This is a genomic window from Labrys okinawensis (assembly GCF_047345005.1).
GTDB classification, from domain to species: Bacteria; Pseudomonadota; Alphaproteobacteria; order Rhizobiales; family Labraceae; genus Labrys; species Labrys okinawensis.
Map to the genome: position 1 here is coordinate 1,743,453 of NZ_CP178864.1, position 11,681 is coordinate 1,755,133.

The 11,681-nt window shown below is 62.7% G+C and carries 11 protein-coding genes; 6 read left to right on the forward strand and 5 right to left on the reverse strand.

All coding sequences use genetic code 11. The features are described from left to right. Positions 1-175: 175 nt before the first annotated feature. The 6 genes from ACMDCR_RS08230 to ACMDCR_RS08255 all read left to right on the forward strand — a co-directional run bounded on the left by ACMDCR_RS08230 (position 176) and on the right by ACMDCR_RS08255 (position 6,723). Positions 176-1,600, forward strand: coding sequence for an LLM class flavin-dependent oxidoreductase (locus tag ACMDCR_RS08230; RefSeq protein ID WP_413992061.1), 1,425 nt, complete (start codon positions 176-178; stop codon positions 1,598-1,600). A gap of 5 nt (positions 1,601-1,605) precedes the next feature. Continuing rightward, positions 1,606-2,376: an ABC transporter ATP-binding protein gene (locus ACMDCR_RS08235; protein ID WP_413992062.1), complete on the forward strand. Its 771-nt coding sequence runs from the start codon at positions 1,606-1,608 to the stop codon at positions 2,374-2,376. A 7-nt stretch (positions 2,377-2,383) separates the two neighbouring features. Then, positions 2,384-3,265 (forward strand): branched-chain amino acid ABC transporter permease, encoded by an 882-nt coding sequence (locus ACMDCR_RS08240; RefSeq protein ID WP_413992063.1) that lies wholly within the window; start codon positions 2,384-2,386, stop codon positions 3,263-3,265. 3 nt (positions 3,266-3,268) lie between these two features. Further along, a complete protein-coding gene (locus ACMDCR_RS08245) occupies positions 3,269-4,333 on the forward strand; it encodes a branched-chain amino acid ABC transporter permease (RefSeq protein ID WP_413992064.1) in 1,065 nt (354 codons plus the stop codon). A gap of 105 nt (positions 4,334-4,438) precedes the next feature. Next, positions 4,439-5,782, forward strand: a complete 1,344-nt coding sequence (locus tag ACMDCR_RS08250; protein ID WP_413992065.1) for an ABC transporter substrate-binding protein — start codon at positions 4,439-4,441, stop codon at positions 5,780-5,782. 164 nt (positions 5,783-5,946) lie between these two features. Beyond that, entirely contained in the window at positions 5,947-6,723 is a 777-nt protein-coding gene (locus ACMDCR_RS08255; RefSeq protein ID WP_413992066.1) for an ABC transporter ATP-binding protein, read from the forward strand. A 103-nt stretch (positions 6,724-6,826) separates the two neighbouring features. Here ACMDCR_RS08255 and ACMDCR_RS08260 read toward each other — a convergent pair whose 3' ends face one another. The 5 genes from ACMDCR_RS08260 to ACMDCR_RS08280 form a co-directional block, all read right to left on the reverse strand. Beyond that, entirely contained in the window at positions 6,827-7,579 is a 753-nt protein-coding gene (locus ACMDCR_RS08260; protein ID WP_413992067.1) for an ABC transporter ATP-binding protein, read from the reverse strand. Next, the gene (locus ACMDCR_RS08265) at positions 7,576-8,289 is read right to left on the reverse strand and encodes an ABC transporter ATP-binding protein (protein WP_413992068.1); all 714 of its coding nucleotides are present in this window, start codon (positions 8,287-8,289) and stop codon (positions 7,576-7,578) included. The genes ACMDCR_RS08260 and ACMDCR_RS08265 overlap by 4 nt, the downstream gene beginning before the upstream one ends. Then, positions 8,286-9,218 carry a branched-chain amino acid ABC transporter permease gene (locus ACMDCR_RS08270; protein ID WP_413992069.1) on the reverse strand — a complete coding sequence of 311 codons (933 nt, stop codon included), beginning with the start codon at positions 9,216-9,218 and terminating at the stop codon, positions 8,286-8,288. The genes ACMDCR_RS08265 and ACMDCR_RS08270 overlap by 4 nt, the downstream gene beginning before the upstream one ends. A 120-nt stretch (positions 9,219-9,338) precedes the next feature. Continuing rightward, a complete protein-coding gene (locus ACMDCR_RS08275) occupies positions 9,339-10,208 on the reverse strand; it encodes a branched-chain amino acid ABC transporter permease (RefSeq protein WP_413992070.1) in 870 nt (289 codons plus the stop codon). Between the two features lie 156 nt (positions 10,209-10,364). Then, positions 10,365-11,552 carry an ABC transporter substrate-binding protein gene (locus tag ACMDCR_RS08280; protein ID WP_413992071.1) on the reverse strand — a complete coding sequence of 396 codons (1,188 nt, stop codon included), beginning with the start codon at positions 11,550-11,552 and terminating at the stop codon, positions 10,365-10,367. Positions 11,553-11,681 lie beyond the last annotated feature (129 nt).

The window sequence follows — 11,681 nt, forward strand, 5'->3', positions numbered from 1 at the left end:
GAAAATTCGCCGCCTGGTTCAGGCTGCCCGTCCCGAGGCTGGTGAGCCTCATGCGTCAAATCTTTATATATTTTCTATAAAAATACTAGACATTTGAATCGAGCGACGTTTTCATAGGCGCTCGAAGCGGTAGCCCGGTGCGGCGCCGTCCTTGTTTCAGCTCTGGAGATGCGGCATGGCCCGCCAAATTCGTTTCAACGCCTTCGACATGAACTGCGTCGGCCATCAATCGCCGGGCCTGTGGGCGCATCCGCGCGACAAATCGTGGAAATACAAGGATCTCGATTACTGGCAGGATCTCGCCCGCACGCTGGAGCGCGGCATTTTCGACGGCATCTTCATCGCCGACGTCGTCGGCTATTACGATGTCTACAAGGGCTCCAATTATCACGCCATCCATCAGGCAGCGCAGATCCCGGTGAACGATCCCCTGCAGCTTGCCGCACCCATCGCGCTCGCCACGGAACATCTGGGCATAGGCATCACCGCCTCCACCTCCTTCGAGCACCCCTATACCTTCGCCCGGCGTCTCGCCACGGCCGACCACCACACCAAGGGACGCGTGGGCTGGAACATCGTGACCTCCTATCTCGAAAGCGGGGCCAAGAACATCAGCCAGGGAGGCCTGCGCCAGCACAACAACCGCTACGAAGTCGCCAGCGAATATGTCGAAGTGCTCTACAAGCTTCTGGAAGGTTCGTGGGAGGAGGGCGCGGTGCTGCGCGACCGCGAGCGGCGCATCTTCACCGATCCCGCCAAGGTCCATGAGATCGGCCACAAGGGGAAATTCTTCGAGGTGCCGGGCTATCAGCTCACCGAGCCCTCGCCCCAGCGCACGCCGGTGCTCTACCAGGCCGGCGCTTCAGGCCCCGGCAAGGCCTTTGCCGCCGCCCATGCCGAATGCGTCTTCGTAGCCGCCCCCACCAAGTCGCTGCTCAAGGCCTATGTCGCCGATATTCGCCGCCAGGCCGCGGCGGCTGGGCGCGATCCTCGCAAGATCCTGATCTACAACCTCACCACCGTCATCCTCGACGCGACGGACGCCAAGGCGCAAGCCAAGTTCAAGGACTATCAATCCTACGCCTCCTATGACGGCTCGCTGGTTTTCCTCTCCGGCTGGAGCGGCATCGATTTCGGCCAGTATAAGCCGACGGACCCGATCAAGAAGGTCGAGACCAACGCCATCATTTCTGTCGTCGAGCACTTCGCCGGTGAGGACAAGACCTGGACCATGGAGGAGCTTGCCCTCTGGGGCGGCATCGGCGGTCTCGGTCCTGTGTTCGTCGGCTCGGCCGCCACGGTCGCCGATACGCTGCAGGAATGGGTCGAGGAAACCGATGTCGACGGCTTCAACCTTGCCTACGCGGTGACCCCGGAAAGCTTCGAGAATGTGGTCGACCTGCTCGTGCCGGAACTGCAGAAGCGCGAGGCCTATGCCACCGCCTACAAGCCCGGCACCTTGCGCGAGAAGCTGTTCGGAGAGGGGGCCTATCTTCCCGAGAACCACCCGGCTCATGCCTACCGCGATATCGAGGCAGTCAAGCGCCGTGAGGCGGCCGAGCGCGAAGCGGGAGTCTCGCGTCTCGCAACAGGCAGGTGAGAACAATGCCGGCGCCGCTGCTGCAGCTTCACGATGTCACGCTTTCGTTCAAGGGCATCATTGCCTTGAGCGGGCTCAGTTTTGATGTGGCCGAGGGCGAGATTTGCGCCCTGATCGGGCCGAACGGCGCTGGCAAGAGTTCCCTGCTCAATGTCATCAACGGTGTCTACCGCGCCAATGAGGGGGACGTGGTATTCGACGGCACGCGTTTCGGGGCGATCCACCCCTACAAGGCGGCGCATCTGGGCATCGGCCGCACCTTCCAGCACAATGCCCTGTTCGATCGGCTGACCGTTATCGAGAATGTATTGGCCGGACTCGCTCGCCATGGCCGCGCTACCTTTGTCGAGAACATCCTGAGGGTCGGGCGCGACGCGACGGAGCGCTGGAGTTTCAAGGTTCGCGCTCTCGATATCCTGGCTTTCCTGGGCTTGGATAGCCATGCCGACACGATCGTCTCGACCCTGCCCTATGGGCTGCAGAAGCGCGTCGATCTCGCCCGGGCGCTGGTGGCCAAACCCAAGCTTCTCCTGCTCGACGAGCCGATGGCCGGCATGAATCAGGGAGAAAAGCAGGAAATGAGCCGGCTCATTTTGGAGGTCAACACCAAGCTGCACACCACCATCGTGCTGATCGAGCACGATGTCGGCATTGTCATGGGTCTCGCCCACCATGTCGTCGTGCTCGACTACGGCCGCAAGGTTGGGGACGGCCCACCCGACGAAGTGCGCGCCAACCCCGACGTCATCGCCGCCTATCTCGGCACGGTTCACTGAGGCTGCAATGAGCTTTTTTCTCGAAACATTGGTCAGCGGGCTCCTGGCGGGCGTGATGTATTCGCTCGTCGCCATCGGCTTCGTGCTGATCTACAAGGCCTCGGGCGTGTTCAATTTCGCGCAGGGCGCCATGTTGCTCTTCGCCTCGCTCACCTTCGTGACGCTGGTCGAGCACGAGATCCCGTTCTGGCTTTCGCTCGCCGCCACAATATTGGTGATGATCATCGGCGCTGCGTTGATCGAGCGCCTTGTGCTGCGGCCGCTGATCAATCGCGATGCGCTGACCCTGTTCATGGCGACCCTTGGCCTCAGCTTCGTGATCGAAGGCCTCGCCCAGCTGCTGATGGGATCGGATGTCCATATGCTCGACCTCGGCATCGACGACATCCCCATCTCGATCGCTGGCCTTTCGATCAGCCAGTTCGACCTCTTCGCATCCGGCAGCGCGCTCGCCATCGTCCTGGCCCTCTCGATCCTGTTCGACCGAACGCGCATGGGCATTTCGCTGCGGGCCGTCGCCGACGACACGCTGGCCGCCCAATCCATCGGTATTCGCCTGCCGACGATCTGGCGCATCGTCTGGAGCGTTGCCGGCATCGTCGCGCTGGTGGCGGGCCTGGTCTGGGGCGCCCGGCAGGGCGTCCAGTATTCGCTCTCGCTGGTGACGCTAAAGGCCCTGCCGGTGCTGATCATCGGCGGCTTCTCTTCGGTGCCCGGCGCCATTGTCGGGGGGCTGCTGGTCGGAGCCACCGAGGCGCTCGCCGACATCTATGTCGGGCCGCTGCTGCAGGGCAGCGTCTCCACCTGGTTCGCCTATATCCTCGCCGTGGCCTTCCTGCTGGTGCGTCCTGCTGGGCTGTTCGGCGACCGTGCCATCGAAAGGGTCTAGCCGATGTCGTTCGTGTCCCAACGCACCGACGGCGCCTTGCTGCCTGAGGGCAGAAGCCTCAATCCCCACCTGTTCGCCATTGCCGGCGGCCTTGCCGTAGCTCTCGGCATAGTCCCGCTGCTGGCGAACGATTACTGGCTGTCCTCGATCATCATCCCGACCCTTGTCATGGGCGTGGCCGGCATCGGGCTGAACTTGCTCATGGGCTATGCCGGCCTGGTATCGCTGGGCTCGGCAGCCTTCATGTCGATCGGCGCCTTCGCCACCTATAATCTGCTTCTGCGCGTGCCGGTGTTGCCCCTGCCGGTGGCGCTGGCGACGGCCGGCCTGATTGCGGCCGCGGCCGGCGTCGTCTTCGGCCTGCCGAGCCTGCGCATCAAGGGCTTTTATCTTGGGGCCTCGACACTGGGCGCGCAGTTCTTTTTCGAATGGCTGTTCACCAACTGCAACTGGTTTTCCAATGGCAGCCAGTCGCTGACCATCTCGGCGCCGCGCCTTCAGGTCTTTGGGCATGATCTTTCCTCCGCCACCGGTCGCTATCTCCTGGTCGCCGTCACCGCGGCGGTATTGATCGCCTTTGCCTATGCGGTGGTGCGCAGCCGTGTCGGCCGCGAATGGATGGCGATCCGCGACATGGACACCGCTGCCGCCGTGATCGGCATCCATGTCGCCAGCCGCAAACTGCTCGCCTATGGCATCAGTTCCTTCGTCTGCGGCATTGCCGGCGCACTCTGGGCTTTCGCCTATCTCGGCACCTCTGATGCCCATACCTACGATCTCGACAAGTCCTTCCAGGTGCTGTTCATCGTGCTGATCGGCGGCTCGGCCACGATCTGGGGCAACTTCCTCGGCGCCGCCTTCATCGTGCTGACGCCGATCGTGCTCGACCGCATCGCGCCCTATACCGGCCTCGGCGCCTTCGCCGATCAGGGCGCGCTCTCCAACATCCAGCACATCCTGTTCGGGGGGATCATCATCCTCCTGTTGATCAAGGAACCGGACGGCCTCGCCAGCCTGCTCAAGCGGCTGCTGCAGGGGCTCTTGCGAAGGCGCCACGCGCCAGCCTGATCCGACCTCACAGAAAGACGGCCTGAACGGAGGATTTGGCCCGCCGGCAGGCAAAGAACGCCCAAAACCATCCAAAAACAGCAAATCAGCAACGGAGACGAACTCATGCCTTCCTCTTTCCTCAAGGCCCTGGCTGTGGCAGCCGGGCTCGGCCTTGCCGGGCTCTCCGCCTCGGCGCCGGCCCTTGCGCAGGACCACAAAGGAGAGCAGCTCTACCCGCTCTTCACCTATCGCACCGGCCCCTACGCGCCATCCTTCATTCCCTTCGGCGCCGGCAATCGCGATTACCTCAATTACGTCAACGACGTCGAAGGTGGCGTTGACGGGGTGAAGATCTTCATCCAGGAATGCGAGACCGCCTATGAGATCGAGCGCGGCATCGAATGCTACGAGCGCTACAAGAACGGCTATGACGGTGCGCTGACGGCGGCGATCTATCCGCATTCCTCCGGCCTCGACGTCGCGCTGACCGACAAGGCACGCATCGACAAGATCCCGATCGTGTCGCCGGGCGGTGGCCAGAACATTGCCACCGACGGGCGGGTCTTCCCCTATCAGTATCCGCTGATCTTCGATTACTGGAGCGAGGCGCAGATCGTCGTCGATTTCATCGCCCAAAAGGTCGGCGGCTATGACAAGCTGAAGGGCGTGAAGATCGCCACGCTCTATCACGATTCCGGCTATGGCCGCGACACCATCGAGCCGCTCGGCATCCTCTCCAAGAAATACGGCTTCACTGATATCCAGATCCCGGTGCCTCATCCTGGCGAGCAGCAGCAGGCTCAGTGGCAGCAGATCCGCAGCGCGGGTGCCGACTGGGTCTTCCTGCGCGGCTGGGGCGTCATGACGCCGGTGGCGATCAAGACCGCGGCTCGCGTCGGCTTTCCCGCCGATCACATCATCGGTGACATCTGGAGCGGTTCGGAAGATGACGCCCGGCCCGCCGGCAGCGTCGCCAAGGGCTACCTTGCCGTCTCGGTATTCCCGCCAGGGACCGACTACGACATCATCAAGACGCTGAAGGACAAGATTGTCGATACCGGTAAGAGTGATCTCAAGGACAAGGCCAAGTTCGGGACAGTCTATTACAATTATGGGGTGATCGAAGCGATTACCTTTGTCGAGGCCTTGCGGGTCGGCCACAAGAAGTTCGGCAACCGTCCGCTCACCGCCGAGGAGGGTCGCTGGGCCCTCGAAAATCTCAACCTCGACGACAAGCGCATTGCAGAACTCGGCGCCAAGGGCCTGATCTCGCCTCTGAGGACGACGCCCGACAATCATAAGGGCGAAACCATCGCTGCCAAGATCATCCAGTGGGACGGCGCCAAGTGGAATGCGCTGACCGACTGGATCAAGGCAGACTCGACGCTCTTCGCCGACACTATCCGCGCCAAGGCGGCAGCCTACGCTCAGGAAAAGGGCATCACGCCGGTGGCACAGACGAACTGATTGCGACAGACGCCTCTCCCGAGCGGAGACAGGCAGGGGTGAGAGGCTGGAGCGGGACGAGTGAGGCGCGGGGAGACTCTGCCCCACTCGTCGGAGGCCGGACCCTCATCCGGCTGCCGCTCCCTTCTCTTACCTGGACCAAGATACCCTTCATGGAGAGGCCGATGAGCGCCGCATTACCCCATCCCCGACCTCAAGCCTTCCTCGATGTCTCCGGCATAGAGGTACACTATGGCCAGGCGATCCTGGCGGTGCGGGATGTCTCGCTTTCCGTCGGCCAAGGCCAGATCGTTGCCCTTCTGGGGGCCAATGGCGCCGGCAAATCCACCACCCTCAAGGCCATCTCCAATCTGCTCGGCCCCGAACGCGGGGCGATCACACGCGGCAGCATTTCCTGGCAAGGAGAGTTCGTGAGCAGCCTGACTCCTTCGACCCTCGTGGGCCGGGGCGTTGTGCAGGTGCTCGAAGGCCGACATTGTTTTCCGCAGCTCACCGTCGAGGAGAATCTACTCTCCGGTGCCTTCCTGCGCCGGCCCGGACGGCGCGAGCTCGCCGAGGATCTCGAACAGATCTATGCTTGGTTCCCGCGCCTGAAACAGAAGCGCAAGACCAAGGCTGGCCTCACCTCGGGCGGCGAACAGCAGATGACAGCGCTTGGCCGGGCTCTGATGACGCGCCCAACGCTGATGCTGCTGGACGAACCCTCCATGGGTCTTGCCCCGATCGTGGTGCAGGAGATCTTCGAGATCATCCGCAGCCTCAACAAGGATAAGGGCGTCAGCTTCCTGATAGCCGAGCAGAATGCCAATCTGGCCCTGCGCTACGCCGACCATGGCTATGTGCTGGAAACGGGTCGTGTCGCCGCATCGGGGCCTGCGGCAGAGCTTGCGGTGAGGGATGATGTGAAGGCGTTCTATCTTGGAGCAACGACTATAAAATAGACAGTTTCGCTTTTGGCGATATTGCGGGCCTTCGGGGTTTGTGCCGACTTAACCCAATCCCGAAGCGACCCTTCGATTGGGACTGGGCGCCGGACGACGAGTCCTATAGCGGCGGTACGCTCTCTTCCCTGGTGCGGCGTTTGCCCTCGCCCAGATAGAGATCACGCATCAGTTGCGAACCGCGCAGTTCGGCGATGGCGCTGGCGGCGACGATGCGTCCGGACTGCATGAGATAGCCGCGCTGCGCCACGGATAGTGCCAGCGAGGCATTCTGCTCCACCAGGAGCACGGCGGCGCCGAAATTCGTGCGGACATCGGCAATGACGGTCTGCACTTCCTTCACCATCAGTGGCGACAAGCCGAGTGAGGGTTCGTCGAGCAGGAGAAGCCGGGGGCGTGCCATCAGGCCGCGGGCGATCGCCAGCATTTGTTGCTGCCCGCCGCTCAGGGTGCCACCTTTCTGGCCGCGCTTCCTGGCCAGGATCTCGAAATAGCCTTCCATGCGGACGATATCGGCTTCGATCCCATCGATGTCTCGGCGCGAATAGGCGCCGAGACGCAGGTTCTCCCGCACGGTGAGATCCGCGAAGATCTTCCGCCCTTCCGGTACCATGACGATTCCGACCTTCGCGAGACGGTCCGGCGGCAGCCGCGTGACTTCCTTGTCATCCATGGCAATGCGCCCGCGAGTCGGCCGAAGCAGACCGCAGATCGCTCGCAGGAGCGTCGTCTTGCCGGCACCGTTGGGCCCGAGGATGGTCACGATTTCTCCCTCCGAAACCGAAATCGAGACGCCGCGGTTGACGATGACCGGACCGTAGGCGGTGTCGAGATCGCTGACATCCAACAACGTCATGCCGGCGTCCCCAGATAGACTTCCATCACCTTCCGGTCCTGCAGTACTCCGGCCGGCGGGCCCTCGGCGATCTTGGTGCCGAAGTCGAGCACCACCAAGCGACTGCAGATAGAGGCGATCAGGTTCATGTCATGGTCGATCAGGCAGACACCCAGGCCCAGGCGCGGTAGGCGCACGATGATGTCGGCAAGGTCTTCGGTCTCGCCGTCGTTGAGGCCCGCGGCTGGTTCGTCGAGCAACAGGAGCCTCGGCCGCGCAGCCAGGGCCAGAGCCAGGCCGAGGCGCCGCAGGTTGCCGAAGGGCATCGAGCCTGCGATTTCCTCCTCGCGGCCCGCAAGCCCGACGAAGGACAGCAATTCCTCCGGCGGCACCGCCGACGGTGCGCCACGGCCGCCATGCTCGCTGGCTATTCGCACATTCTCCCGCACCGACAGAGCCTGGAAGGACATCGCCTGCTGGAATGTGCGGACCAATCCGCTGCGTGCGATCTGATGGGGCGGGTGGCCACTGATCTCCTTGCCCAGCCAGGTCACGCGTCCCGCCGTCGGTCTCAGCGCGCCGGAGATCACGTTGAACAGGGTCGTCTTGCCCGAACCGTTCGGCCCGACGATGCCGAGGATCTCGCCAAGGTCCATGGCGACGTCGATGCCGTCGAGCGCGACGACGCCGCCAAAGCTCTTGCGGAGGCCGGAGACTTCCAGGGCGCTCATGATCTCACCACCTTGCCGCGCAACGTCATATAGAGCTGTGCCAGGCCTGCCATCACCCCGCCGGGCAGGACCAGGATCACGAGGATCAAGCCGACGCCATAGGCGATGCGGGCATCGACGGGATCGAGGTTGAGTACTTCAGGCAGGAAGCTGACGATCAGGGCACCGACGAGCGGCCCGAGCAACAGGCGAGGGCCGCCCAACATGACCATCAAGGCGATATAGATACTCGGAAAGGCACCGTAGAGGTCGGGAGAAATGTGCTGCAGGAAATAGAGCTGCAGGATACCCGCGACACCGGCGAAGGCGCCGCTTAGCATGAATGCGCCGATTTTGTGCAGGGAGGTGTTGACGCCGAGCGCCGCGGCAAGCGGCTCGTTCTCCCGGATGGAGCGCAGTGTCCTGCCATAGGGCGAGGCGATGATCAGTCCCATCAGGGCGATGCTCGCCAGCACGAAGCACACCACCAGGAAATAGAGATTCTGCAGACGGCCGAAATTCACACTGAGAATGGTGCCGATCGGCGCAACGTCGAGTCCGGTCGCTGCGCCGGTGAAAGCGCCGCCATTGGTGAGTATGATGGTGAACAGGCCGCACATGGCGAAGGTGATGATGACGAAATGATGCCCGCCCACGCGCAACGAGGGCAGCCCCACCAGACCGGCCACGCCGGCCGAGAACAGCGCGGCGAAGGGCAATGCGGCAAAGAAGCCGAGATTGGCGTCACGGGCGAGGATCGCGCCGGTATAGGCTCCTACCCCCATCAGAGCCGCGTGGCCAACCGACATGATGCCGGCCTGGCCGAAGAGTACCGCCAGACCGCAGAGGGCGACGACGCTGACGCCCGTGGAGGCGGCCAGCGACAGGAAACGGTAGCCGGGATGCAGGAATGGCAGCCCGATGAGGATGATCGCAACAAGGAGGGGCACCAATGCTCTCTCGGCGAAAGTGACCCTGATATTCGTCGCCGGTCGTTCTGGCAGGCCTTTTGTCGATGCCACGTCAGGGAGTTCGATCTTTGCGTTCATGGGCTCTTGATGCTCCGGCCGTCACATGGCGCGCGGGCCGGCGGTGCCGCCGAGAAGGCCTTGCGGCCGGATGAGCAGGATCAGGATCATCAGGGCGAAGGAATAGGCTTCGGTCCATTCCGGCAGGCCATAGCCCGCGCTGAGGCCATCCATCAGCCCAAGCACCAGGCCGGCGACCACCGCTCCGGGAACATTGCCCAGGCCTCCGATCAGCGCCACGGCGAAGCCGCGGACAACCACGACGCTGCCGATGAAAGGGGTTATTGGAAACAGTGCGATCATCAGCGCCCCGCCGAGCCCGGCGAGCATGCTGCCATAGATGAAGACGCCGGTGACGTAGCGGCGTACCGGCACGCCCATCAGCGATGCCGTCTCCTGGTCGGCGACGCTGGCGCGTAGCGCCAGGCCGTAACGACTGCGGGAAATGCCGAAGAAGGTGATGCCCACGATGACCGCGGTGATCAGCACCACCACCGCACGCATCACGATGATGCGCACGCCGCCGATCTCCCATACTCCGCTCAAGGGCTCGGGGATGGCCTTCTGATAGGAATTCCAGAAACGGATGACGACGTGCTGCAGCACGACGATCAGGCCGAGCGAGATGATGAAGCCGTTCATCGGCCGCGACAGGGTGAGGCGGAACAGGCTCCTCTCCAGCAGGAAGCCGAGCAGTCCGACCCCGAGAATCGCCGCGACGAGGCCGAGGATGAAATTGCCGCCCTGGCTGACGACCAGCCAGGTCACCATGCCGCCAACCATCAGGAACTCGCCGTGAGCGAAGTTGATGATGCCGGTGAGCCCGAAGATCAGCGTGATGCCGATGCCGATGAGGACGATCACGCTCGCGACCGAAAGGCTGTTGATCAATTGCTGGATGAGGATGTCCATCGTCTACAAATCCCGCTGTATCTCCGCGGGAGCAGGTCGCGCCGCTCGCGGAGAGGCTTGCGCGAAAATGAAGTCAGTCGCGGGCCTGTGTCGGTGGAAAAACTGTCCGCCGGCTGGCCGTTGGGGGAGCGGCGCAGCCGGCGGGTGCGGGCTTCCTCAGCCCGCAGTGTCGCCTGCCGGAGGCTCCGCGGGCGGCTCCTCGACGGCACATTCGAACTGGTCGGAAGTGTTGGGTTCGACCAGGCAGACCTCGGTCGCGAAGGTCACCCGGTGGCGCTTGTCGAAATAGAGCGGCACCTTGGATACGACGCCCTGATACTTCATCTTTTCGAGCTGAGCGACCACCTTGTCCGGGTCGGTGGTGCCGGCTGCTTCCATCGCCTTGGCATACCAGTGAACATAATCGTAATAGAGCAGCGATACCGAGGACTGCACGCCCTTCACGGCGCCGGTGGCGAAATATCGGTCGAAATAGCTTTTTGCCTCCGGTGTGGGCGGGGCGCCCCAGCACATGGGAACGCAACTCAGCGTCACCGGCGCCGTCGAAACGAGCTTGCGCTCCGCCCAGACACCCGAATCGACACCGAATAGGAAATAGCCCTTGGCGACGTTGAGCTGCACCGCCTGCGGGAAGGCGATCAACGTCACATCGCCATTGTACCAGAAGTGCACCGTATCGGGATTCAAGCCTTTGGCGCGGGTCAGAAGCGGGGTGAAGTCGGTGGTGTTAGGCGGATATTTGATCAAGTCGACGTGCTGGCCAGCCGCCTCGAGCGCCTTGACATAGTGTTCCGACAGATACTGGCCCGTGGCGTCGTCCGCGACGAACACCACCGCGTTCTTCAGCGGCTGGCCGATTTCCTTGCCCAGCAGTTTCAGCACGCCGCGCGCGGTACTGCCGCTGCGCTGGAATTCGGGTGGCTCGGTCTGGAAGGTATAGTGCAGCGGCCCACCAGGAGCGACGGCCTCGTCGGTCAGGATCGCACCAAGAGAACTGTTGCCGGTGAATTGCAGAACCTTGGCGGGCCCGGTGATTTTGGTCATCGAAACCGAATAATCGTGCGTCTCGGTGCCGTACAAGGCGCTGACGGCGATGTCCTCAACCAGTTCGCGCCCAGCTGCAATTGCAACGTTGACGTCGGTGCGGTCGTCGCGGTTCTGCAAGTCGAACTTGTAGGTCTTGTCTCCGATCTTGATGCCGCCGGCATCATTGATCTCCTTGGTGGCCAGCGTCACGCCGGCACCTATCGTATTGCCTGCCGAGACGAAGGCGCCGGTCTGCGCAGCGACGACGCCGATCTTGACGGAGTCGGCATCCTGGGCTGTCGCGGGACTCACAAGCACGCCGACTCCCAATGCGAGCACTGCGGTTTTCAACAACTTGCTTTTCACTGTCGAACCCCTCCCTATTTTATTATTGCAGTCTTACAGGGTTGTATGACAACCCTGTTATAAGTTAGATGCGGTCGTACG

What these genes read in the sequence shown, in the direction of transcription:
- ACMDCR_RS08230 (WP_413992061.1), top strand. Translation starts at nt 176, where the DNA reads ATGGCCCGCCAAATTCGTTTCAACGCCTTCGACATGAACTGCGTCGGC.
- ACMDCR_RS08235 (WP_413992062.1), top strand. Translation starts at nt 1,606, where the DNA reads ATGCCGGCGCCGCTGCTGCAGCTTCACGATGTCACGCTTTCGTTCAAG.
- ACMDCR_RS08240 (WP_413992063.1), top strand. Translation starts at nt 2,384, where the DNA reads ATGAGCTTTTTTCTCGAAACATTGGTCAGCGGGCTCCTGGCGGGCGTG.
- ACMDCR_RS08245 (WP_413992064.1), top strand. Translation starts at nt 3,269, where the DNA reads ATGTCGTTCGTGTCCCAACGCACCGACGGCGCCTTGCTGCCTGAGGGC.
- ACMDCR_RS08250 (WP_413992065.1), top strand. Translation starts at nt 4,439, where the DNA reads ATGCCTTCCTCTTTCCTCAAGGCCCTGGCTGTGGCAGCCGGGCTCGGC.
- ACMDCR_RS08255 (WP_413992066.1), top strand. Translation starts at nt 5,947, where the DNA reads ATGAGCGCCGCATTACCCCATCCCCGACCTCAAGCCTTCCTCGATGTC.
- ACMDCR_RS08260 (WP_413992067.1), bottom strand. Translation starts at nt 7,579, where the DNA reads ATGACGTTGTTGGATGTCAGCGATCTCGACACCGCCTACGGTCCGGTC.
- ACMDCR_RS08265 (WP_413992068.1), bottom strand. Translation starts at nt 8,289, where the DNA reads ATGAGCGCCCTGGAAGTCTCCGGCCTCCGCAAGAGCTTTGGCGGCGTC.
- ACMDCR_RS08275 (WP_413992070.1), bottom strand. Translation starts at nt 10,208, where the DNA reads ATGGACATCCTCATCCAGCAATTGATCAACAGCCTTTCGGTCGCGAGC.